This is a genomic window from Micromonospora sp. H61 (genome assembly GCF_018070325.1).
Lineage (GTDB): Bacteria > Actinomycetota > Actinomycetes > Mycobacteriales > Micromonosporaceae > Micromonospora > Micromonospora salmantinae.
Window position 1 is genome coordinate 1 of record NZ_JAGPXY010000072.1, and the last position, 22,274, is coordinate 22,274.

Below are 22,274 nucleotides of genomic sequence, written 5' to 3' on the forward strand. Positions count from 1 at the left end.
GGAGAGGTACGGACGGCGTGACCGCGCTCCGCGCGGCGGTCCACCTGCTCAGCTCGGTAGGCGGCCCCGCGTGGAGACGAAGTGGTACGACATGACGGCGAACCCGGGGTCACGGAGCAGCCGCCGGAAGGCGTGCAGTTGCTGGGGCGACAGCCCGGCCGCCAGCAGGTCCGGTTCCAACTGGCGGGAGTTGGTCTCGTAGAGCGACGTTCCGGTCGACCCGCCGGCCCAGCTCTGCGAGTGGGTGATGGTGTCCAGGTCGGTCAGACCGGCGAGAGCCATCTCGGTGTGTACGTCCTGCGCCCAGCCCAGGTCGGCGCCGTGGTCCTCCAGGACACCCATCATGGCGTCCATGACCTGCGCGAAGAGCTTCGCGGCGTCGTCGCTGGGCGCGGTCAGCACCCGCTGCGGCGCGGTGCAGTCGAACTCCTCGACCACCAGCCAGCCGCCCGGCGCCAGCGCGCCGGTGAGGGTGCGCAGGACCCGTCGTCGATCGGGGAGGTGCAGCAGCACCAGCCGGGCGTGGATCAGGTCGAACGCGTCCCCGGGTGGCGCTTCGGTGCGCACGTCGTGCTGGCGTACGTGCAGGTTGCCCTCGGCCACCAGGTGGGTGGGGTCGATGTCGGTGGCCAGCACGTGACCGTCGTCGCCGACCGCGCGGGCCATCCGCCGGGCCATCGAGCCGCCACCGGCCCCAACCTCCCAGCAGGTCGCGCCCGGTTCCAGCACCGGGCGGGCCAGCCGACGCGTCGTGATCGGATCCAGGAAGGACTCCAGCGCGTGCATCTGGGGAACGGCGTCCGGTGCGCCGTTGTCGAACGTGTACGTGTCATCGCTCGTAGCGGTTGTCATCGGTGTCTACCTCTCCGTGAAGGGTCGGGTGACTCGTGAAGGGTCGTTGACTACGGGGTGTCGGCCCAGAGCCGAGGGGTCGGTCGGTTGGCCGGGGGCGGCGCAACGGCGGCGACGCTCAACATCGCCGCCAGTGGGGCCGGGTCGCGGCGGGCCTCGGCGTCCGGCCGGTCGTAGACCACCCGGCCGTACTCCAGCACCGCCACCCGGTCCGCGAGTTCGACGGCGTGCTGGAGCTGCTGCTCCACGAGCAGCACGGTCAGGCCGTCGGCGGCGAGACCGTTGACGAGTTCGCGGACCCGCGCCGCCAGATCGGGCGAAAGCCCCTCACAGGGTTCGTCGAGCAGCAGCACCCGGGGTTGGCCGAGCAGCGCACGGGCTATCGCCAGCATCTGCTGCTCACCGCCGGAGAGTTCGCAGCCGCGGTGTCGCAGCCGCACCGCCAACCTTGGCAGCAGTTCCAGGGTCCGGGCGACCGTCCAGCCCTCGCCGCCGGAGGTGGGGGCCCGCCACGGCGCGGCCGCCAGGTGCAGGTGCTCGGCCACCGTCAACCGGGAGAAGACCCGTCGACCCTGCGGGACGAGACCGACGCCGGACTGGGCGATGCGATGAGGTTGTCGGCCGGCGACGTGCACGCCGCCGATCTCGACGCGACCGCTGGACGCCCGCACCAGCCCGGCGATGGTGTGCACGAGTGTGCTCTTGCCCGCCCCGTTGCGGCCCACCACTGCCTGGATGCTGCCCGGGCGTACCCGCAGGCTGACCTCGTGCAGGACGATTCCCCCGCCGTAGCCGGCGCAGAGACGATCCACAGTGAGCATCAGGCCACCCCGTCGGCGTAGGCCTGCCGCACCAACGGCGAGGTACGGATCTCGTCAGGCGTGCCGGCGGCCAACCTCTGACCGTCGCGCAGCACCGTGACCGTGTCGGAGAGGGCGTACACCAGGTCCAGTCGGTGTTCGACAAGCAACACGGCGACCGCCCTGGGCAGCGCCTGGAGCAACTCGACCAGCCGGCCGACCTCGATGGCGGACAGCCCGGCCGCCGGTTCATCGAGGAGCAGCAGGCGGGGGCGACCGGCCAGCGCCATCGCGATCTCCAACTGGCGTCGTTGCCCGTGCGCGAGGTGCCCGGCCGGCACCGCCGCGACGGCGGTGAGCCCCATCTGGTCCAGCAACGGGCCGGCCAGGCGCTGCGCGGCGTGGCGGCGTCCGCCCGGCCGCCACCGGCGGCTCGGGATGACCCGGGGCAGCGCGGCCACCACGACGTTCTCCGTCGCGGTGAGCGTCGGAAAGACCGCCGGACGTTGGTGGATGCGGTTGATGCCCCGCCGGGCCCGGGCCGCCGGGCCGAGCCGACCGACGTCCCGCCCGTCGAACCGCACCGTGCCGCGTTGCGGCCTGGTGGACCCGCCGAGCACGTTGAGCAGGGTCGTCTTGCCGGCCCCGTTCGGGCCGATCAACGCGTGCCGTTGGCCGTCGTGGATGCGCAGGTCCACGCCGTCGAGTGCGGCGAGCGAGCCGTACCGCACGCTGATCCCCTGGGCTTCCAACAGGCCGGTCATCGGTGCAGCTCCGCAACGGTGGCCTGGTCATGGGCGGCTGGCTGCTCCGGCTGTAGCGCCGGGGCTCCCGGCGGGCGGAGCCGTCCCCGGGCCCGGTTGACGCCGGTGGGCAGCAGGTAGACAGTCGCCACGAACAGCGCGCCCAGCACCAGTGGCGCGTGGCCGGGCAGCACCCCGAACAGCCAGTCCCGGACGGCGATGACCAACGCCGCACCCACCAGGGCGCCACCCACCGAGGCGGTGCCACCGATGACGACACCGAGCAGCAGCAGCGCGGACGTGTCGAAGCCGAAGTCGGCGGGGGAGATGTACTGCTGGGCGACGACCAGGAGCGAGCCGGCGGCACCGGCGATCGCCCCGGCGGCGATGTGCGCGCCGGACAGGTGCAGCGCCACCCGGTGACCGCTGGCCCGCAACCGCGTCTCGTCGTCGCGGCCGGCACGCAGCACCAGCCCGGCCCGGGTACGCAGCAGCACCAGCACCGCACCGACCAGCGTGGCCACGACGACCAGGGCGTACAGGTAACGGGCCTGATCGTTGGCCAGGGCCGGAAGCCCCCAGAACGGGCGGACCGCGGGGATGCCGGCCAGCCCGTCGGTGCCACCGGTCACCGATCGCCACCGCCCGAGGACGATGACGACGAGTTCACCGATGGCCAGGGTGATCATCAGGACGATCACCCCTCGGGCGTGCACGACGAGCGGCACGGTGAGCGCGGCCAGCAGCGCCCCGGCGGCCGCCGCGACGACGAGCTGCACGACGCCAACGTCGGAGACTCGGCTGCCGACCACGGCGCAGGCGTAGGCGCCGGCCGCGTACGGTGCGGTCTGGCCGAGGGTGGGCATGCCGGCGACGCCGGTGAGCAGCGCCACGCTCACCCCGACCAGGGCCAGCGCCAGCGTCCGGGCCAGGATCGCCGTGGTGTAGTCGTCGACAACCCAGGGCGCCACGACCAGACCGACCAGGACGAGCGCCGCGATGCCGCCCCGAACCCGCCGGATCACCTCACCCCTCATGCCGCCCTCCACCTGCCGGCCAGGCCACGGGCCCGCACGGCCAGCACGGCCGCCATGGCGGCGAACAGCAGAAACGGCGCGGCGGACGGCAGCAGCGCCACCCCCAGCGTCTGGATCTCGCCGATCGCGAGCGCGGCCAGCAGGGTGCCCGCCATCGACCCGAGACCACCGAGGACGACCACCACCAGGGAGAGCAGCAGCACCGTGTCGGCGGTGCCTGTGCCGGGGCCGATGATGGGCGCGCCCAGGACACCGGCCGCGCCGGCCAGCGCACCCGCGGCGGCGAGCACACCGGCCCGGATCCGTGCCGGACTCACGCCCAGACAGGCGACCATCTCCGGGTCGTCGACGGCCGCCCGGACCAGCATCCCGGCCCTGGTGCGTCGCACCACCAGGTAGAGGGCGGCGGCGAGCACCGCCGCGACGACGATGAACACCAACCGGTACGCGGCGTAGCGGTGACCGGCGACCATCACCGACCCCTCCAGGGCTGCGGGCACCTGGACCTGCGGGTTGTCGGGCCCGAAGCCGGCGACGAGCAGGCTGCCGCCGGCCAGCGCCACCCCGAACGTCAGCAGCGCCTGACTCAGGTGATTGCCGGTGGCGACCGGTGTGAGCAGGCCGGCCAGCAGCACCCCCGTCGCCGCGGCGGCCAGCACACCGACGGCGAGGGCCAACGCCAGGCTCACCCAGCCGCCGTCGAGCAGCGCCGCGGCGGTGTAGCCGCCGATCGCGTAGAGCAGGCCGTGCGCCAGGTTGAGGATGTTGGCGACGCCGAAACAGAAGACCAGGCCCGACGCGGCGACGAACACGAGCAGCCCGTAGGCGACTCCGTCCAACGCCGGGATCAGGTACGGGTCGATCCGGTTCGTGCCGGCCGCCACCGCGATCACCGGCCGACGGTCGCGAGGTCGCCCACGACGGTGTTGGACAGCGCCCGGCCGTCCTGGCGGACCTGCCGCAGGTACCACTTCTGCACGGGCGAGTGCGTGGTGGTGGAGAACTGCCAGGTACCGCGCGGGCTGGCGATCTGGCCGAGTTGACCGATGGCCGTGTTGATGGCCTCGGGGGTCGGGTTGCTTCCGGCGGCGCCGATCGCCCGGTCCAGCACCGCCGCCGCGTCGTACGAGGCGAGCGCGTAGGTCGTCGGCGAACCGTCGTGCTTCGCCTTCCACGCGGCCACGAAGGCGCGGTTCTCCGCGTTGTCGAGGTCGGGCGAGTAGTTGAGCACCGAGTAGATGTCCCGGGCGGCCTCGCCCTGCGCGTTGAGCACGCCGCCCTCGGTGAGGAACCCGGCCGCGTACAACGGGACGTCCTTGATCTCGGACTGCGCGTACTGCTTCACGAAGTCGACGGCGGCGCTGCCGGCGTAGAAGGTGTAGACGGCCGCCGCGCCGGATGCCTTGATGCGGGCGAAGTACGGGAGGAAGTTGGTGGTGGCCGGGAACGGCGTGAAGGTCGTCTTTCCGTCGGCGTTCGCGAGCTTCCCGCCGATCTTGCCGAACGCGTCGGTGAAGCCGCGCAGCTCGTCCCAACCGCCCTGGTAGTCCGGGCCGATCGCGTACACGGAGCCCTTCACGTTGTCGCGGACGTGCTGGGCGATCGCCTCCCCGGGCTCGTCGGAGAGGTACGAGGTGTGCCAGACCCGGGAGACGTCCTTGAGCTCCGGTCGGCCGTTGGAGCCGACCAGTGGCACCTTGGTCTCGTTGAGCACGGGGGTGACCCCGGCGACCGAGCCGCCACCGACGATGCCGGTCAGCGCGGACACCCGGTCCTGCTTGAGCAGCTTGGTCGCCGCCGGGACGGCGGTCTGGGCGCCGTTGCCCTCGTCCGCGACGATGAGGTCGACCTGCCGGCCGCCCAACTTGCCGTCGTGGGTGTCCAGGTAGAGCTGGAAGCCGTCGCGGATCTCCGTACCGACCGCCTGGTACGTCCCGGACAGCGACGCGAGCAGGCCGATCTTTATCGAGCCGCCGGCGCCCGTGCCCGGAGCGTCGTCGCCGCAGGCCGTGCTGGTGGTCAGCACGGCGGCGAGCAGCGCGGCGGTGAGGGCACGGCTGCGCCAAGGCGTGGTGAGAGGCATGTCTAACTCCAGAGGAAGGGGAAGGGGTCTCCGGCGTGGGGGCGCCGGGGTGGTCAGCGGCTGCGGGCGAGCGCCGCTCGGGCAGCGGGGGTCAGCGCGTCCCCGATGCGGTTGGCCAGCTCGGTCATCTCGTAGGAGACCTTGCCCACGTCGCACTCGGGCGCGGCGAGCACCAGCAGCGAGGCGCCGTCGTTGAAGGCCATGGAGAACATGAACCCGCCCTCGAGCTGGGTGACGTTGGAGATCACCGCGCCGGCGTCGAAGAAGGCCGCCGCCCCCCGCAACAGGCTGACCAGCCCGCTACCCGTGGCGGCCAGCTGGTCGGCCCGGTCCGGTGGCAGGTCGCGGGTGGCGGCCACCATCAGGCCGTCGCTGGAAATGGCGATCGCGTGGCTGACCTCGGTCGCGCGCGCGGCGAAGTTGTCCAGCAGCCAGCCGAGATCCTGTTGGTCGGTCACGTGCTCTCCTGTCGCGTCATTTGTTACCGAGGTTGATCGGGGTGCGCCGTCGGTTCGCCACGCCGCGCGCGTACGCGGCCATCGCCGTGGCCACCTGAGCGGGGTCGCGGTACTCGGACCGTTGCTGCTGTTGGGGCACCGTGACACCGCCGGGCACGAGGTGGCGTTGCGGCTGCCGCTTGGGCAGGCCGGAGTTGGTGGTCGTGGCGACCTCGGGGGTGTGCGCCTGGGCGGCCGTACGCCAGGCGTCGTCGGCGGGGCTGGACCACTGCTGGCCGTTCTGGCCGTCGACGACGTCGTTCTGGAACCAGTGGTTGACCTGTTCGAAGATGAGCAGCTCCTCGGTGGGCGCGTCACCCCGGTCCGGGGGTGGGGGAGCCGGTCGGAAGACCGGCGCGGCCGGCAGGGTCCGTTCGGTCGGCGGGCGTCCGGCGGTGGGTTCGGGGCGCGGCTGGTACGGCGGCGGCGGGCTGGGCGTCCGCGCTGCCCGCCGCGACAGCCGGCCGGGTGCGAGCAGGTACTCCTCCGGTGGCAGCGACCGGATGATCGCCGCGGGCAGTGTCGCCTCGGCGAGGACGCCGCGTCGGGGACCGCGTCGCAGTTGGACGGTGGCGCCCAGCCGGGTCGCGAGCTGGCCCACGACGACCAGCCCCATCGCCCGTACGGCGGCCACGTCGATGGCCGGTGGGTGGGCCAGCAGCTCGTTGAGCTGCTGCATCCTCTGCGTGGACAGCCCCACACCCTCGTCGCTGATCTGGACGATGACGCGGTCTCCCAGGCTCCGGCCGCTCACCCAGGTCTCGCTGCCCGGCGGCGAGTACGTCGTGGCGTTGTCCATGAGTTCGGCGAGCAGGTGCACGACCTCGTCGACGGTCTTGGCGGCCACCGCGACGTCCCCGTCGATCATGCCGAGTCGGACCCGCGCGTAGTGCTCGATCTGGGACAGCGCCGCCTGGAGCACCTGTTGCAGCGGAACGTCGCGCTGGCGTACGCGACCCACGCCGACACCGCCGAGCACCAGCAGGCTGGCGTTGATCCGGCCCATCCGGGTCGCCAGGTTGTCCAGTGTGTACAACTGGTCGAGCCGGTCGGGGTCGGTTTCGTCCCGCTCGACCAGGTCGACCTGGGCCAGGACGGCGTCGACCAGTCGCTGTTCGCGGCGGCTCAGGTGGATGAAGATGTCGGCGGTGTTGGCGCGCATGACTGCCTGTTCGGCGGCGGTCCGCACGGCGGCCTGGTGCACGGCGCTGAACGCCTGGCCCAGTTCGCCGATCTCGTCGTCGCTGGACGGTTCGAGGGCGGCACTGGACTGCTGGTGGGCCAGCTTCTGTGGGTCGACGGCGGCGCTGCCGGGCTGTTGGAGCTGGGCCACCACGGCGGGTAGCTGTTCGAAGGCGACCGCGTTGGCCGCGTCCCGTAGCCGGCGCAGCCGTCGGGTGATCTGCCGTGCGACGGCCCAGGTCACCAACGCGGTCAGGATCAGGGCCAGGAGGACGCTGGCCGCCTCGGCCACGGCCCGGCGGCGCTGGTCGGCGTGCGCGGCGCGAACGTCGTCGCGGACCGCGTCGTCGACCCGGGCGCGCAGGTCGGCCAGCCGGGCGGCGCGGGTCTGGGTGGTGGACACCCACGCGTCGGTCTCCAGTTTCAGTTGCGACCCCGGCTGGGCCCGGGACACCTCGTCCTGCATCCGTTGCAGGGTGAGCGCCTCCTTGCCGGTGCCGGCCTGCTCCCACCAGATGCTCCACTCGGGTGGGGCCAGGGCCAGGAACGACAGGCTCGACTCGGTGTAGCTGGTGCGGGCCGCCGTGATGTCCTGCTGCGTGGCCGGGGTCAGTTCCCCGCCCGCGACGGCGCGCAGCACGGCCACCTGCTGCTGACCGATGGCCTCGGCCGTCTTCGACAGCGCCGCCGATGCCCGGATCCCGTCGGCGAGTGGGGCGTCCACCACGCCGTGTGAGACGTTCTCCCGGAAGTTGATGAGGTCGGCGATGGCGATGCGGTAGCTGAAGGTCATCGCCGACACCGACGCGTGCGTGGCGGTGCGCACCTGGGTGCGCAGCGGGGCGAGGCCGTCCAGGGCAGCGTCGATACGCCGCAGGAGAGCCGAGTTGGTGCCGTTGTCGCCGGACAGTCGGTCACGCTGCCCGCGGTAGCGGGCGACGGCGTCATCGGTGGCGGCCATCTCCACGCCGAAGGCGTCCTGCTGCTCCGGCCGGGCATGGGTGAGCAGGTCGGCGGCGGCGATGCGTTCGCGTTGCAGGCGGTAGGCCAGGTCGCCGGCCTCGGCACCGACCTGCGCCAGGATCTGCAGGTCGCCGGCGCGGGCCGTCTGGCGTGCGCTCTCGGTCAGTGCGAGACCGGCGAAGCCGATCACGGCGACGAGCGGGGCCGCGACGATGAGGCGCATCCGGCCGGCTATCTTCCAACCGCGTCGGCGGGTCGGGTAGGGTCTGGCCGCGTGGGACCGGGTGCTCGACGCCAAGATTGACTCCCACGACTCGTCGATGACGGTCTATCCGCACGTTGCCGAATGCAAGTCCCATTCGGCCGGAAGCCGCGCTCGTAGACCAGACCTGGCCGTGGTACAAACTGCCCGTACCAGTATCTGTACCCAACGTCAGCAACCGGTGACGCCGCGAGGTCGGACTGGATCCGTCGGGTCAGCGCTGGTTGTCGAGGGGTTCGGCCGACGGCTGCCGCCGCTCCGGTCCATCCGGTTCGGGTTGACCGTTGAGCACCTGGCCGATCAGCTCCCGCAGCTCGTCGATCGCGTCCACCACGGCGCCCGGGTCGCGCGCGTCACGGCGTCCACGTTGACGCGGCACCTGCCGATCCAGTCGAGCCGGCTCCGGAGCGCGGGGGCCTCGGCGACCGTCGGCCGCCAACTGCTCGGCCGCGACCTGCGGCCAGAGCGTGGCCAGCCGGCCACCGGTGTCGAGCACGTCGTCGCAGCGCTGTGCGAACTCGTGGCTGCCGAACCGGCGACCTGACTCGACCGCCGCGACGGTCTCCCGGCTGAACCGCACCAGATCTGCCAGGGCTCGTTGGGTCAGGCCCCGTTGGACGCGGCAGTCGCGCAACTCCCGTCGGAACCGCTGACTGGCCGCAGAGTGCGCCGAGCTCGACGGGGACGTGTGCTCCATGCGCTCACCTTCGTGGAACGGACATTCAGCGGCGGACGCCAGATCGAGATTGACCGATGAGCTGAACATTCACAGAGGGCAATTCTTAACCCAGGAAGCGATGGGTGTGAAGACGTTCACCGGTATGGATCGTCGGGGAAAGCGGGAAAGGTGCGCGCCGGACCGGTGCCGGCGCCGACGTGCGCCGGGTGGAACGGCTCGACGCCGGCCCCACCCCACCGTCGACCCGTCCGCAGGTCAGCACCGCTGGCGCCCGCGCCCGCTCAGGCGGCGTGCACTTCGGCCGTCGCGCCATCCGGTGTCGCCGACACGCCCGCAGATGCCGGAACGTCGATTATCGCGAGCAACGTGCGGTGCGCACGAAACGCGATATTGGGTTTGTACGAGCGATGTTGCTCCGGTGACAGTCTCAGCCTGGGAATGGCTTCGGCGAGCCGGCTGAGGGCGATTCCGGCTTCAAGTCGCGCCAATCCCGCGCCAATGCAGAAATGCGGACCGTGGCCGAACGACAGGTGATTGCCCCCGTCGGCCCGGTATGGGTCGAACCGGTCCGGGTCGTGGAACGCCACCGGGTCCCGGTTCGCCGCTCCGATCAACAGCAGGCAACGCGCCCCGGCGGGGATCGTCACCGCCCCCACTGTGACATCCCGGGTGGTCACCCGCAGCCAGCCGTCGATGGCGGGCGCGAACCGGAGCGTCTCGCCCACGAAGGCCGGGACGAGCCCCGGGTCCGCGGTGATCGCCGACCAGCGCTGGGGAGCGGACAGGGCCTGGTCGAGGGCGTGCGCGAGCAGCCCGGCGGTGGTCTCGTGACCCGCGACCAGGAGATTGAAGGCGAGGCTCGCCACCTCGGGCACCGTCAGCACGCTGTCGTCGTCGTCCCGGTAGTCCAGGGCGCGGCTGATGAAGTCCTCGCCCCGGTGTCCACTGTCCACCCGCTGGCGGACCAGGTCCTCGCAGTAGTGCCAGAACTCCAGCAGGCCCTGGGCCAGGCGTACCTGCTCGGCCGGGTCCGGCTGCCCCCAGATGAGGGCTATCTGCCCGTCCGCCCAACTCCGGATCCGCCCGATGTCGGCGTCGGGCACCCCGAGGATGTCCAGGACCACCAGCAGGGGAAGCTCGGTCGCGAACTCCGGGATCAGGTCGACCTGTTCGCCCTGGCGGGCGGCGAGACGGGACACCAACTGGTCGACCCGGCGTCGGATGATCGCCCCGTACTCGGCCTCGACCCGCTCGGCGGTGTTCGCGAAGGTCGCCCGTAGGGCCCGCCGGGTGCGCGGGTGCGCCGGTGGGTCCGCGGCGGCCGTCGTGGGTGGCGCGTCGATCTGCATGATGACGTTCAGTGCCGGTGGACACACCTCGTAGACCGGGGCGAGGGTGAGGGCGTTGGCGAATGTCGTGGCGTCGGCGAGGGCCCGCCGGACGTCCGCGTGCCGGCTGATCAACCACAGACCCAGATCCTCGGCGTAGTGCACCCCGTCGGGATCGTCGACAATGCGCCGCCACATGCTAGCCGGATCGGTGAGATAGACCCCGGTGAACGGATTCAACCGCATGGAAAGCCTCCTGATGCACGCGGCGCGAAACCGGCAGCGCCTCCATTTGGCGATCCACTTCAGCCGGGCCGATAATGGCGTGCATCTGCCTCTGGCTCTTTACGGTGCGCTGGCCGGCCGTACAAGTCAAGATTGGTTCTTGTCTATTTATTGGTCGGCATAATTGCGTGTTGCAACAGCCGAGCGAACTTGGCCGGATGCAAGTTGCGGCCCGGTCCTTGCCCTGCAGCCGACCGGGCCGAACGGTGCAAACAACTCGCCGCTTTCGCTCATGACCGGGGAAACGACCTCCGGGACGACGAGTGACGCCGGGGTCCGGTCACCGACCGCGACGGAAGGCGTCGGCGCCGACGGAAGGGGCCGGCCCCCGGGTAGGCAGCGCGGGCCCGCCACACCGTCCACGCGTCGCGGGGGTCCCGGCCCACGCCGGAACCCCCGCGTCTCTTCTTGTCGGAACGGCCCGGTCAGGGCGCAGCGGTCAGGGTGCCCACGGGGCGGCGATGCTCCAGGTGCTGTCGGCGGTCCACGACACCGGCGTGTTGTACGCGTCGCCGCCGGCGCCGTTGCTGAGCCAGACCTCCGCGTTGTAGTGCCGCAGGTACCTACCTCGGAAGTTGTACGACTCCAGCGAGACGCCGGTGCCGGTCAGCCCGGTACGGGCGCACCAGGTGGCGTCGGCACGAAGCAGCGCGGAGCCGTCGTCCGGCGAGTTGCGGACCCGGGAGTTCTGGTGGCGCAGGTACTGCCCGGGAAAGTTGACCGACTCGAACGAGTAGCAACCGGCACCGGCCAGACCGGGCCGGATGGTGTACGTGGCGTCGGCCTTGAGCAGGCCGGAACTCGCGGCGTCGACCACCTCCGTGTAGGCCAGGCTGTCCTGGTGGCGAAGGTAGCGGTTGGTGAAGCCGGGCGTGGTGACCTGCAACGACCGGCGGGTGTTGACCGGCAGGGCGACGGGTGCCGAACTGCCGATGGTCTTCGAGGCGTTGATCAGGGCGGTGTTGGCGGCGCGTACCCGCGCCTGGTCCATTTTGATCACCTGTCGGTCGTAGGTGAGGAACCCGTTCAGCTCACCCTCCAGGTCGGTGATCTCGGTGTAGATCGAGGCGCTGAGCCCCTTGCCGAGCATCAGGTTCTGGGTGCCCTGCACCAGCCCCACGTACCGGTCGGTGAGGGCGTTCGAACTGGACTGCCACTCGTACGCGAAGAAGCTGCCGTTCGGGCTGTACTCGTGGCCCGGCGTGTGCAGGCCCAGGCCGCCGAACTCACCGAGCACCGCGATCCGGCTGCTCGACGGTACGGGGGAGTCCGGTCCCAGGTAGACGTGCCAGTCGTCGATGTCGCCGTTGCCGGGGTTGCCGAGGGACTGGCAGCAGTTGTGGCCGCTGTGCGGGTTGACCAGACGTGTCGGGTCCTGGTTCTTGATGTTCTGCGCTACCCGCCGGGTGTCGGCGAGGGACCGCTCACCCCAGCCCTCGTTGTAGGGCGTGTACGCGATCACGGCGGGTGAGCTGCGGTGCTCGTCGACGATCTCACGTGCCTCGGCCTCGAACTGCGCCTGCTGGGCGTCGGTGGGGTCGACGTCCTGTGCGGTCAGCGACGGGATGTCCTGCCAGACCAGCAGGCCGAGCCGGTCGGCGTGGTAGAACCAGCGCTGCGGCTCCACCTTGATGTGCTTGCGCACCATGTTGAAGCCCAGGTCCTTGTGCTTCTGCAGGTCGAAGGCGAGGGCGGTGTCGGTCGGCGCGGTGTAGAGCCCGTCCGGCCAGTAGCCCTGGTCGAGGGTGCCGACCTGGAACACGAACTGGCCGTTGAGCTTGGGGCGCAGCACGCCGTTGACCAGGCCGGTGGTGATCTCCCGCATGCCGAAGTAGTGCGTGGTCCGGTCCACTGTGGCGCCGGTGGCGCCGCGCACTGTCACCCGGAGGTTGTAGAGGAACGGGTCGTCGGGTGACCAGCGGCGGGCGTTGGGCACCGGCACGCTGAAGTCGGTGAAGCCGCCGGTGGCCGAGCCGACCACTGTGGCGCCGTTCAGCGCTTCGGCGAGCACGCTGTGCCCGCTCACGTCGCCCCGGGTGAAGACCCGGACCCGCAGTGTGTTGTTGCTCAGGTTCGGGTAGACGTCCACGCTGCTGATCGAGGCGGCGGGCACCGGCTCCATCCACACCGTCTGCCAGATGCCGGAGCTGGGGGTGTAGAAGATCCCGCCAGGTGTTTTGGTCTGCTTGCCGATGGCGGGCAGGCTGCCGTTCTGCCGGGTGTCGGTGGGATCCCAGACCTTGACGACGATCTCGTTCGTCCCGGTGGTGAGCTGGGGCGTCACGTCGAAGGTGAAGGCGTCGTAGCCGCCGGTGTGCGCGCCGACCCGGACACCGTTGACCCAGACGGTGCTCTGCCAGTCGACGGCGCCGAAGTGCAGCAGGGTGCGCCGGCCCGACCAGTTCGCCGGGATGGTGACGGTGCGTCGGTAGAACAGGTAGTTGCGGTTGTCGTTGGCGGCCCGCTGGATGCCGGACAGGGCGCTCTCCACCGGGAAGGGCACGTTGACCCGCTCGGGCAGGTTGGTGCCGAACTGCGGGGCGTCGTCGGTCGTCGACTGGCGTAGCTGCCACTCGCCGTTGAGGTTGAGCCAGTCCGGCCGCGTCATCTGGGGTCTCGGGTACTCGGGCAGAGGTGTGCCGTTCAGGGCCTGGCTGGTCCAGGGGGTGGTCAGTGGTGGCGTCTTGGCCGGCGCGGCGTACACCGGAGAGGTTGGCACGCCGAGAACGCCGGCGAGCAGGGCGAGAACGAGCAGCAGTGGCAGGGCGGGGCGGATGGGGACGTGACGTGTCATGCCGTCTCCGGGGGGACGAGTCGCCGCGGGCGGTGCAGCCAGGCCCGAAGCGCGTGGGTGGTGGGCATCGGGTGGTCATTGACGGGGGCGGGCGTCAGCGACGGATGTCGGTGGGATCTCCACGCGCCAACGGTGACTGGCATATTGACATCCATCATCACCTGTATAACGTTATAGAGCCGCGCCGACCCTCCCGTCAATGCTTGTTCGTCAATGTCCGGTCGGCCCACCGGTCGAATTAGCGAAAGGTTGGGGATGGGCGTCAACCTGAAGGACATCGCCCAGCGCGCCGGTGTCTCCCTGGCCACGGTCTCGAACGTGGTGAACGGGTACCGGCCGGTGGGGGAGCGGACCCGACAGCGGGTGCAGCAGGCGATCGACGAACTCGGCTACAGCCCCAACCTCGGCGCCCGGCATCTCCGCCGGGGTCGTACCGGCCTGATCGCCCTGGCCGTCCCGGAACTGACCAACCCGTACTTCGCCGAGCTCGCCGAGATCGCCATCTCCGAGGCTGCCGCGCTCGGCTACACGCTCGTCATGGAGAACACCGCCGCGCAGCGGGAGGCGGAGCTGGCGCTTCTCGACGGCTCGCGACAGCGCGTCATCGACGGTCTGATCCTCAGCCCGGTGCGCGTCGGCCGGAAGGAGGTGCTGGCCCGGACTGCCGGCAGCCCGCTCGTGCTGATCGGCGAGGGCGTCTACGACGTGCCACACGACCACATCGCCATCGACAACGTCGCCGCCAGCCACGCGGCGATCCGGCACCTCGTGGCGATCGGCCGCCGCCGGATAGCGTTCATCGGCGCCACCCCGGGCGGTGACCGGCAGTCGGCCCACCTGCGGGTCCGGGGTTACCGGGAGGCCCTGGCGGCCGCCGGCCTGCCGTACCGACCACGGTTGGTCGCCCGCACCGACGCGTTCGGTCGGCTCGACGGCATGCGCGCCATGCGTGACCTGCTCGCCCTCGGTGACCCGCCGGACGCGGTGTTCGGTTACAACGACCTGATCGCCATCGGGGCGCTGCGGGCACTGGCCGAGGCCGGTCACCGGGTGCCCGAGGACGTCGCGGTGGTCGGGATCGACGACATCGAGGAGGGACGGTTCACTGCCCCGACCCTCACCACGATCGCCCCGGACAAGAGGGAGATCGGCCGTCTCGCGGTGCGCCGCCTCGTCGCCCGCATCGAGGGCGCGGAGGTCGAGGGGCCGCTGACCGTGCAGACACCGTTCCGGCTTCTCCGCCGGGAGAGCACCGGCACGCCGGACGCCTGACCACCGTCGCCCACAAGCCCCGTGCCGTGCGAGATCCATACCGCCGGTGGTACGACCCAGAGAGGATGACCCACGAGATCCATATTCCTCAATATGATGACCGCTATCTCGACTGCGGTGCGCTCACGAGGCGTGCCATCCTGATGCGGAGGAATGCATGGTTCGCTGGCGTACCCTCACTGGCCTGCTGGCCACCGCGTTGGCCGCGGTGACCGCGGCCAGCCTCACTCTCACCGCGCCGGCCGCCGCGGCCGACAGCCCCGTGACGCCGAATGTCGTCGGCGGCACCCGCGCCGCTCAGGGCGAGTTCCCGTTCATGGTGCGTCTCTCGATGGGCTGCGGCGGGGCGCTGTACAGCGCCCGGCTGGTGCTCACCGCGGCACACTGCGTGGGCCGGACCGGCACCAACACCAGCATCACCGCGACGCTCGGGACGGTCGACCTCCAGTCGTCCAGCCGGATCACCGTCCGGTCCAACTACGTCTACCGTGCCCCCGGCTACAACGGCGCCGGCCGCGACTGGGCGCTGATCCGGTTGGCCAGCCCCGTCACCGGGCTGAGCACACTGCCGATCGCCAGCACCACCGCGTACGACAGCGGCACCTTCACAGTGGCCGGTTGGGGCGCCGCGCGCGAGGGCGGCGGCCAGCAGCGATACCTGCTCAAGGCGACCGTGCCGTTCGTCAGCGACTCCACCTGCAACGCCAACTACGGCGGGGACCTCATCCCCGCCGAGGAGATCTGCGCCGGCTACGCCAGCGGCGGCACGGACACCTGCCAGGGTGACTCGGGCGGCCCGATGTTCCGCCGCGACGCCAGCAACGCCTGGATCCAGGTCGGCATCGTCAGCTGGGGCAACGGCTGCGCCCGGCCCAACTACCCGGGTGTCTACACCCAGGTGAGCTACTTCGCCTCGTCGATCGCGTCGGCCGCGGCGAGCCTCGGCGGCTGACCGTACGACGGGACGGCCAGCCGGCGCGTTGGTCGCCCCGCCACCGCTCGGGCGGCCCGGACGACACGGTCCGGGTCGCCTGTTCGTGCCGTCCCGCCGGGTGAGCGGCGAGTGGGCCACCCGACAGATTCGGCGGGCCGTCAGTGCGACGCCGGCCGCAGCGGCGATGATGGCCCGGTGAAGATCCTGTCCATCCAGTCGTCGGTCGCCTACGGTCACGTCGGCAACTCGGCGGCGGCCTTTCCGCTGCAACGCCTCGGGCACGAGGTCTGGCCGGTCCTGACTGTGCACTTCTCCAATCACACCGGGTACGGCGCGTGGCGGGGCCCGCTGCTCCCGGCGGCGGACGTGGCGGAGGTGATCGCGGGCATCGAGGACCGCGGGGTCCTCGGCACCGCCGACGCGGTGCTCTCGGGCTACCAGGGCGACCCGGCCATGGGCGCGGTGATCCTGGACGCGGTGGCGACGGTGAAGGCGACCAACCCGGCCGCTGTGTACTGCTGCGACCCGGTGATGGGCGACGCCGGCCGGGGCATGTTCGTCCGGCCGGGGATTCCTGAGTACCTACGGGACACCGTCGTGCCCCGTGCGGACATCATCACGCCGAACCACTTCGAGCTGGACTTCCTCGCCGGTCGCACCACGAACTCGCTGGCCGAGGTGCTGGACGCGGTCGACGTGGTGCGCGCGACCGGGCCACGGCACGTCCTGGTGACCAGCGTGCTGCACGGTGACCTGCCGCCGGACTCGCTGGAGGTGGTGGCGGTCTCCGACGAGGGCGCCTGGGCGGTGACCACGCCGCTGCTGCCGATCAACCCGAACGGTGGGGGCGACGTCACGGCGGCGCTGTACCTCGCGCACCTGTGGACGACCGGCTCACCAGCGACCGCGCTGGAACGCACCATCGCCTCCGTCTACGCCGTGCTCGAGGCCACTCTCGCGGCGGGCACCCGGGAGATCCAGCTGATCGCGGCGCAGGACGTGATCGCCGACCCGCCGGCCCGCTTCACCGCCCGCCGGCTGCGCTGACGACGGGTCCCGGACCGCTGACCGACCGGGTTGACGACGGTCGCGGACCGCGGACCGGCGGCGGTCAGCGACCCTCGGGAACGGCCATCTCGCCGAGCAGCGACCAGTCCTCCTGCGGCACCGTGGCGTTCACGATGCGCGGCGTCTCGGCCAGGTACGGCGGCAGGGTCTCCCGGGCCGTGCGGAAATGCGCGGACTGGACGTGGGCCCCGCCGGCCTGGTCGTCGCGGAATGCCTCGACCAGCACGTACTCGGTGGGATCGTCCACGCTGCGAGACCAGTCGAACCACAGGCAGCCCGGCTCCGCCCGGGTCGCCTCGGTGAACTCGGCGGCGATCTGCGGCCACCGGTCGGCGTGCTCGGCCAGGACCCGGAACTTGGCGGTAATGAAGATCATGGCCTCAGGCTACCCAGCCGGGCGGGCGCGGGCGACGACCTCCTCCGGGGTCAACGGCGCCTTCGGGTGATGCGTCAGGCACAGCGGGGTGCGGACCTTGACGAACGAGAAGCCCTCCCCGGCCGCGTAGAACTCACCGCTGTTGAGCAGGCCGATGTCCGGCAGCCGCCCGCCCTTGGCCTCGGCGAGCTGCCGGGCCGCGTCGATCTGCGCCGGCGCGTTGAGCAGCCCGAAGAACTGCGTCGTCGCGTTGCCGGAGATCTGGTTGTGCAGACCCTTGGGCGCCTGGGTGGCGAAGACCAGCCCGAGCCCGTACTTGCGGGCCTGCGAGGCCAGCGCGATCGAGCTGGCGGTGCAGGCCGTGGTGCCGGTCGAGGGCGCGAGCGTCTGCGCCTCGTCCATCACGAACAGCCCGCCCAGCGGTCGGTCACCGGCGGGGTGCCGCTTGATCCAGGCGAAGAGCGCCATCTGCAACTGGTTGACGAAGCTCTGCCGCTCCTGATCCGAGGTGAGGCCGACGAAGCTGATCACGGACACCCGGGCCCGCCGCCCCGCCGACGGCGTCAGCAGCAGCCCCGGGTCGGCCGGCGCACCGACCCCGCCGAAGAGCGGATCGGTGACCATCGCCGCCTTGAGCGCCTCGGCCAACTCCTCGGCGAGCTTCCCGGCGCGGGCCAGCCGACTGACCCCCTCGGGCAGATCGGTGAGGAACTCGGTGAAGCCGGGCAGGCCGACCATCCCGCTGCGCGCGTACGCCTGGAGTGCCTCGGTGAGGACCGCCTTGCCCTGCTGGGCCAGTCGGCTGGAGCGGTCCACGCCGGCCCGGGGCGCGAGCGCCTCCACGGCGGAGCGGACGGCCTGGTCGAACTCGTCGGGCCAGTCCCGCAGGGAGGTGAAGTCGGGCAGCGGCTGAAAGCTCAGCGGCCGGCCGGCGGTGACCCGGGGCGTCCACACCACCACCTCGGTGTGTGCGAGGTAGTCGGCGGCGCGTTCGGCGTCGCCGGGGCCCCAGCCGCTCGGCGGGTCGGGCCACGGGTCGCCGAGCCGGGCCAGGTCGTTGTTGGGGTCGAGCACGATCGCGGAGACCCCCTCGCGGGCGCACTCCTCGACCAGCCGGCGGATCAGCACGGTCTTGCCCGAGCCGGACCCGGCGAACACGACCGCGTGGCGGCGCAACGACTCCAGGGGAACCGTGAACGGGTGACCACCGTCGACGGTCCGCCCCAGCCCGACGACCCGACCGCCCTCGCCGACCACGAGGTCGGCCGGGTCAGCGGGTACGGGCTCGGCCACCGCACCGGTCGACACACCGGCGGGGACGTCGGCTTCCGGCACGTTCATCGGGTCGGATTCGGGGCCACCCGACGGTGGCTCGTCGTCGTCGGGCGTCGGCGGCTGGGCACCGCCGCGCGTCCCGTCGGGGCCGGGCAGGACCGCGCGGAACAGCTCGGTGCCGCTGGCCGGACGGCGGGCCACCAGCCACTCCTGCAAGGCCGTGGACGGTTCGGCCGCCATCACCCGCAGCGCCGCGAAGACCCGCAGGTCCGCCTCCGGCACGGCACACCGCAGGCCGCCGGCCGCGTCGAAGCCGGTCAACACCTCGGTCGTACGCTTCCCGGTCGGCCACGGACCGTTGCGCAGCAGGATCAGCCGCCGCTGTGGCAGGTCCCGGTCCAACCCCGCGAGGGTGCAGGCGGCCTTGACCCGGGCGGTGACGGCGACGGCGTTGGGGTGCGCGATGGCCCGGAAGCACCAGTGCGCCTCGTTCTCGGTGGCCTCGTCGAGCACCTCGATGAGCCGCCCGTGCAGCGCGGGCTTGCGGCCGGGCGGCGGATCGTACTTGTAGGTGGCGCCGGTCGGCGCCTGCTCGGCGATCCAGGCGGCCAGGCCGGCGGCGAGCAGCGGCGGCATGTGCTCGTCCTCGCCCGTCGGATCGACGGCGGCCGACACGTCCGCGGCCTCGACCAGTTCGGCGAACCGTGCGTCCAACTCGCGCAGCCGGCGCTCGTCGGTGCTCGGATCGGCGGAGGCGCCACGGGCGGTGCTGACCGTCGGCGTCGAGTCGGCGCCGTCGATGAGCCGGTCCAGCTCGACCACGTCGTCGCGATCACGGCACCAGGCGATGTGGCGGTCCACCCGGCGGAGCAGGGCGCGTGGCGTCAGGGTGGGTGCGTCGGCGAACGCGGCGGGGGCGATCGGCCAGGTGGGGTGCGGTGGCCCGAAGTACATGCCCGCGTAGGCGGCGGCGAGGCGCTTCGCCACGATGGCCTGCCCGATCTCCGGGGAGGGGATCCGGTCCGGCAGGGTCGCCGTACGGAAGCGGTCAGCGACCGGGGTGGGCGCGGTGCGGGTCATCAGCACCCAGGTGTCCGGCAGGCACGAGACGACGACCAGTGTGCGGCGGGTGATGTCGCGGAGCTTGAGCAGGCCGTCGGCGATCGGACCGAGCACCTTGGCCTGGCCGTCCTCCAGCCCCTGATGCTGGTTGAGCAGTGAGGTGCTGGTCTGGGCGAACAGCGTGTCGAGCTGGTCCACGGCGATGACGGTGGGGTCCAGGGTCAGGGCCATCAGCCGGGAGATGTCCTGCACGACCTGCTGGGGGGTGCGGATCGCGGCGCTCAACCCCCACGCCGCCCGCGCGGCCGGGTCACCCGGTTCGGAGATCAGGTGGGCGTAACCGACGTCCTGTGCCTCGAAGTCGATGGCACCGTGCAGGACGAGCGCCCGAGCGGTGTCCTGGGCGTCCCGCCCGACCTCCCGATCGCGTTCGCGCAGCGCCCAGATGAAGGTGTCGAGCTGCGCACGGGTCACCGGCCGGGCGCCGGCGACCGCGTCGCGGACCTCCACCGGCAGGCCGAGCTGGGGGGTGAGTCGACGCAGGAAGGTCTTCAACTGGGTGCCCCAGCCGACGTGAGGGCGGCCCATGCCCTCCACCAGGGCCAGGGCCACGCTCTCCCAGAACGTCTTGCCACTGACCATGTCGACAAGGAAGAAGTAGCCGCCGTCGCCCTGGATCCGTTCGCGGACCGCCCCGAGCAGGTGCGTCTTGCCGGCGCCCGCGCGGCCCTGCATGGCCACGCCGAGCGGCATACTCGTGTCGTCGGTGCGGGCCCGCGCCACCCCGCGCAGGATCTCCGCGGCCACCTTCTCGTGCAGCTCCGGCACGTTGTGCGGGCTGGGTCGCCAGACGTCGTCCGGGGTGACCGCCGGGTTGAGACTGACCGCTTCCAGCGCGGCCCGCTGGTCGTCCGAGATCATGCCGGGCCGATCGCCAGGGCGTGGTTGTCCTCGTTCCCGATGCGGACGGCCGCGGCCCGGTCCCGTGCGGTCAGTGACTTGGTGTTCGCCACCGGGATGATGCGGACGTCGTCCCGGCCGACCATCGCCCGCAACGCCGCGTCGAGAGCGGCCCGGTCGGTGTCGACGAGCCGGTCGCGGACGTCGGCGAGACCGACCCAGGCGCCCGGCGCGGTGGCCAGCTCCCGGTACGCAGAGCGAACCAGCGCCTCCACCTCCGCTGCGGACACCGGTGCCGCCGTCGCCGGTGCCGCCGTCGTCGCTGTCACGGTGGGCGCCGGTACCTCCTGTCGCGGCTCGCTGGTCGCCGGAGCGGCGGTTACCGCAGTCTGCTTGAAGAAGTCGCCGTGGCTGACCCGGAGCCGGTCCAGCGAACGGTGCAGGTTGGACAGGACGACGAACAGGGACCGGGTCGTCGAGCCACCCTGCTTCGGCGGCGCGGCGGTGTGCAGCTGACGTGCCACCCGCCAGCCCTGCTCGGTCAGCTCGTGGGCGAAGGGCCGGTGCGTCCGATCGGTGTCGACCAGGCCCAGGTCGACGAGCTTCGTGTTGTCCTTGCCGGTCAGCGTGAAACCGGCCAGCTCTTTCAGCTCGACGTTGGTGAGTCGGCGTGCCTCGACCATCAGCACCACGAGAGCGTTGATCTGGTTCGGCGTCAGGTGCGGGACGTCCGCCGGGCTCGTCATGATGTCTCATCTCCGTGGGGGTGCGTGCTGCCCGCGCGTCGCCGGGCCAGCAGCCGACGGATCCCGTCGACCACCGCCGGCGCGTCGGTGAGCACCTGCTCGTTGGTGAAGCGGAGCACGTCCAGCCCGAGGAGTTGCAGCTGTACGTCTCTCCGCCGGTCGTTGGCGAAAGCGATTCGCCCACGATGCTCCGGGCCGTCCACCTCGACCGCAAGACCCTCCGTGGGCCAAAACAGATCCAGACGGTACGCCGTGGCCAGGACGTGCCACTCGTAGGTCTGATTCCACCGCCGGCCCCGCGCCCAGTCGTGTGGCGCGAGCGCGCGTTCCAACGCCTGTTCGGCGGCGCTGTCACCGCGGGGCACGCCCGCAATCGGCGGCCAGGCCAGCACCGTCGACTCCGGCTCCGCGGCGATGGCCGGAAGCCGTTCGGTCATGCTGGCCAGCTCGGCGAATCGCGCCGGAACCGGCATGGGCACCGAGCGCACCCGGTCGGCGTGGCGCAGCGGCCCGCCGGCCAACCACACGGTGAAGCCACCGTGCCGCACGAGCCACTCGGCGGCGGCCACCAGCGTCCGTTCGGCGGCGGATTCCAGGTCGGGCAGGGCCACGACGAGTACGCAGCTTTCCCGGTCGTACGCGTCGGCGATCACCCGGGCGAGCCCGGCGGCGCGTACCCCCGGGGCGAAGCGGGACCGGCCGCCGGGGCGGTGTGGGCCGCGCAGCCCTCGCTCGGCGAGGTCGGCCAGGAACGGGCCGAAGTGCCGGGAGCGGGCGGCGGTACGGGCCGCGAGTGCCCGCACCGCCGCCACGCCGAGCGTGCCCTCGTTGTCGACGTGGTCGGCCCCGGTCAGCCAGCGGGGGAACATCGCGAGGGCCGCGGAGTCCAGTTGGTCGAGCACTGTGTCCACGAGGACGCCGAGGGAGCCTGTCACAGTGGGCCGGTAGTGCACGATCGCGGGCGCTGCCCGCGGTAACGGGTCGAGTGCCACCCGCAGCATCTCCGGGTCGATGCCCGGCAGGTGACTGACCCGCCCCGTCGGCGGGGCGGCCCACCAGGCACTGCTGGCGTCGCCGTTGGCCCGGACGGGGTGCGCCATGGCGGCACCCTACGACACGGGCGGGTGCGCCCGGGG

The 22,274-nt window shown here is 71.8% G+C and carries 18 protein-coding genes; 3 read left to right on the top strand and 15 right to left on the bottom strand.

All coding sequences use genetic code 11. The features are described from left to right. Positions 1–48: 48 nt before the first annotated feature. From KBX08_RS26795 to KBX08_RS26845, 11 genes are all read right to left on the bottom strand, one after another. Positions 49–852, bottom strand: a complete 804-nt coding sequence (locus KBX08_RS26795) for a methyltransferase domain-containing protein (RefSeq protein ID WP_210786115.1) — start codon at positions 850–852, stop codon at positions 49–51. 50 nt (positions 853–902) lie between these two features. After that, entirely contained in the window at positions 903–1,673 is a 771-nt protein-coding gene (locus KBX08_RS26800) for an ABC transporter ATP-binding protein (RefSeq protein WP_210786116.1), read from the bottom strand. Next, positions 1,673–2,416 carry an ABC transporter ATP-binding protein gene (locus KBX08_RS26805; protein WP_210786117.1) on the bottom strand — a complete coding sequence of 248 codons (744 nt, stop codon included), beginning with the start codon at positions 2,414–2,416 and terminating at the stop codon, positions 1,673–1,675. Before KBX08_RS26805 ends, KBX08_RS26800 begins: the two co-directional genes overlap by 1 nt. Next, positions 2,413–3,432 carry a branched-chain amino acid ABC transporter permease gene (locus KBX08_RS26810; protein WP_210786118.1) on the bottom strand — a complete coding sequence of 340 codons (1,020 nt, stop codon included), beginning with the start codon at positions 3,430–3,432 and terminating at the stop codon, positions 2,413–2,415. Before KBX08_RS26810 ends, KBX08_RS26805 begins: the two co-directional genes overlap by 4 nt. Beyond that, on the bottom strand, positions 3,429–4,325 hold the full coding sequence (locus tag KBX08_RS26815) for a branched-chain amino acid ABC transporter permease (RefSeq protein ID WP_210786119.1): 897 nt from the start codon (positions 4,323–4,325) through the stop codon (positions 3,429–3,431). The genes KBX08_RS26810 and KBX08_RS26815 overlap by 4 nt, the downstream gene beginning before the upstream one ends. Then, positions 4,322–5,515: an ABC transporter substrate-binding protein gene (locus tag KBX08_RS26820; protein ID WP_210786120.1), complete on the bottom strand. Its 1,194-nt coding sequence runs from the start codon at positions 5,513–5,515 to the stop codon at positions 4,322–4,324. The genes KBX08_RS26815 and KBX08_RS26820 overlap by 4 nt, the downstream gene beginning before the upstream one ends. A gap of 53 nt (positions 5,516–5,568) precedes the next feature. Next, the gene (locus KBX08_RS26825; RefSeq protein ID WP_030490280.1) at positions 5,569–5,973 is read right to left on the bottom strand and encodes a roadblock/LC7 domain-containing protein; all 405 of its coding nucleotides are present in this window, start codon (positions 5,971–5,973) and stop codon (positions 5,569–5,571) included. Between the two features lie 16 nt (positions 5,974–5,989). After that, entirely contained in the window at positions 5,990–8,380 is a 2,391-nt protein-coding gene (locus KBX08_RS26830) for a nitrate- and nitrite sensing domain-containing protein (protein WP_210786121.1), read from the bottom strand. Positions 8,381–8,633: 253 nt separating this feature from the next. Beyond that, complete coding sequence (locus tag KBX08_RS26835; protein ID WP_210786122.1) at positions 8,634–9,116, bottom strand: helix-turn-helix transcriptional regulator; 483 nt, start codon at positions 9,114–9,116, stop codon at positions 8,634–8,636. A gap of 263 nt (positions 9,117–9,379) precedes the next feature. Beyond that, a complete protein-coding gene (locus KBX08_RS26840) occupies positions 9,380–10,672 on the bottom strand; it encodes a cytochrome P450 (protein ID WP_210786123.1) in 1,293 nt (430 codons plus the stop codon). A 478-nt stretch (positions 10,673–11,150) separates the two neighbouring features. After that, on the bottom strand, positions 11,151–13,505 hold the full coding sequence (locus tag KBX08_RS26845) for an AbfB domain-containing protein (protein ID WP_210786124.1): 2,355 nt from the start codon (positions 13,503–13,505) through the stop codon (positions 11,151–11,153). 255 nt (positions 13,506–13,760) lie between these two features. On the opposite strand from KBX08_RS26845, the gene KBX08_RS26850 reads away from it, so the two are divergent. The 3 genes from KBX08_RS26850 to pdxY all read left to right on the top strand — a co-directional run bounded on the left by KBX08_RS26850 (position 13,761) and on the right by pdxY (position 16,758). Continuing rightward, positions 13,761–14,777, top strand: coding sequence for a LacI family DNA-binding transcriptional regulator (locus tag KBX08_RS26850; RefSeq protein ID WP_210786125.1), 1,017 nt, complete (start codon positions 13,761–13,763; stop codon positions 14,775–14,777). Between the two features lie 157 nt (positions 14,778–14,934). Next, the gene (locus KBX08_RS26855; protein WP_210786126.1) at positions 14,935–15,729 is read left to right on the top strand and encodes a trypsin-like serine protease; all 795 of its coding nucleotides are present in this window, start codon (positions 14,935–14,937) and stop codon (positions 15,727–15,729) included. A 177-nt stretch (positions 15,730–15,906) separates the two neighbouring features. Then, complete coding sequence (gene pdxY / locus KBX08_RS26860; RefSeq protein ID WP_210786127.1) at positions 15,907–16,758, top strand: pyridoxal kinase PdxY; 852 nt, start codon at positions 15,907–15,909, stop codon at positions 16,756–16,758. Between the two features lie 64 nt (positions 16,759–16,822). Here the strand turns inward: pdxY and KBX08_RS26865 are convergent, their stop codons facing one another. From KBX08_RS26865 to KBX08_RS26880, 4 genes are read right to left on the bottom strand one after another with little or no spacing between them, the layout of a single operon-like run. Continuing rightward, complete coding sequence (locus tag KBX08_RS26865) at positions 16,823–17,155, bottom strand: putative quinol monooxygenase (protein WP_210786128.1); 333 nt, start codon at positions 17,153–17,155, stop codon at positions 16,823–16,825. A 9-nt stretch (positions 17,156–17,164) separates the two neighbouring features. Next, positions 17,165–20,413 (bottom strand): ATP-binding protein, encoded by a 3,249-nt coding sequence (locus tag KBX08_RS26870; RefSeq protein WP_210786129.1) that lies wholly within the window; start codon positions 20,411–20,413, stop codon positions 17,165–17,167. Further along, positions 20,410–21,138 (bottom strand): hypothetical protein, encoded by a 729-nt coding sequence (locus KBX08_RS26875; protein WP_210786130.1) that lies wholly within the window; start codon positions 21,136–21,138, stop codon positions 20,410–20,412. The genes KBX08_RS26870 and KBX08_RS26875 overlap by 4 nt, the downstream gene beginning before the upstream one ends. After that, positions 21,135–22,238 carry an endonuclease domain-containing protein gene (locus KBX08_RS26880; RefSeq protein ID WP_210786131.1) on the bottom strand — a complete coding sequence of 368 codons (1,104 nt, stop codon included), beginning with the start codon at positions 22,236–22,238 and terminating at the stop codon, positions 21,135–21,137. The genes KBX08_RS26875 and KBX08_RS26880 overlap by 4 nt, the downstream gene beginning before the upstream one ends. Between the last annotated feature and the right edge of the window lie 36 nt (positions 22,239–22,274).

Coding starts and splice junctions, on each gene's coding strand:
- KBX08_RS26855 (WP_210786126.1), top strand. CDS start 14,935: ATGGTTCGCTGGCGTACCCTCACTGGCCTGCTGGCCACCGCGTTGGCC.
- KBX08_RS26845 (WP_210786124.1), bottom strand. CDS start 13,505: ATGACACGTCACGTCCCCATCCGCCCCGCCCTGCCACTGCTGCTCGTT.
- KBX08_RS26830 (WP_210786121.1), bottom strand. CDS start 8,380: ATGCGCCTCATCGTCGCGGCCCCGCTCGTCGCCGTGATCGGCTTCGCC.
- KBX08_RS26805 (WP_210786117.1), bottom strand. CDS start 2,416: ATGACCGGCCTGTTGGAAGCCCAGGGGATCAGCGTGCGGTACGGCTCG.
- KBX08_RS26800 (WP_210786116.1), bottom strand. CDS start 1,673: ATGCTCACTGTGGATCGTCTCTGCGCCGGCTACGGCGGGGGAATCGTC.
- KBX08_RS26875 (WP_210786130.1), bottom strand. CDS start 21,138: ATGACGAGCCCGGCGGACGTCCCGCACCTGACGCCGAACCAGATCAAC.
- KBX08_RS26840 (WP_210786123.1), bottom strand. CDS start 10,672: ATGCGGTTGAATCCGTTCACCGGGGTCTATCTCACCGATCCGGCTAGC.
- KBX08_RS26810 (WP_210786118.1), bottom strand. CDS start 3,432: ATGAGGGGTGAGGTGATCCGGCGGGTTCGGGGCGGCATCGCGGCGCTC.
- KBX08_RS26870 (WP_210786129.1), bottom strand. CDS start 20,413: ATGATCTCGGACGACCAGCGGGCCGCGCTGGAAGCGGTCAGTCTCAAC.
- KBX08_RS26850 (WP_210786125.1), top strand. CDS start 13,761: ATGGGCGTCAACCTGAAGGACATCGCCCAGCGCGCCGGTGTCTCCCTG.
- KBX08_RS26835 (WP_210786122.1), bottom strand. CDS start 9,116: ATGGAGCACACGTCCCCGTCGAGCTCGGCGCACTCTGCGGCCAGTCAG.
- KBX08_RS26795 (WP_210786115.1), bottom strand. CDS start 852: ATGACAACCGCTACGAGCGATGACACGTACACGTTCGACAACGGCGCA.
- KBX08_RS26880 (WP_210786131.1), bottom strand. CDS start 22,238: ATGGCGCACCCCGTCCGGGCCAACGGCGACGCCAGCAGTGCCTGGTGG.
- KBX08_RS26820 (WP_210786120.1), bottom strand. CDS start 5,515: ATGCCTCTCACCACGCCTTGGCGCAGCCGTGCCCTCACCGCCGCGCTG.
- KBX08_RS26865 (WP_210786128.1), bottom strand. CDS start 17,155: ATGATCTTCATTACCGCCAAGTTCCGGGTCCTGGCCGAGCACGCCGAC.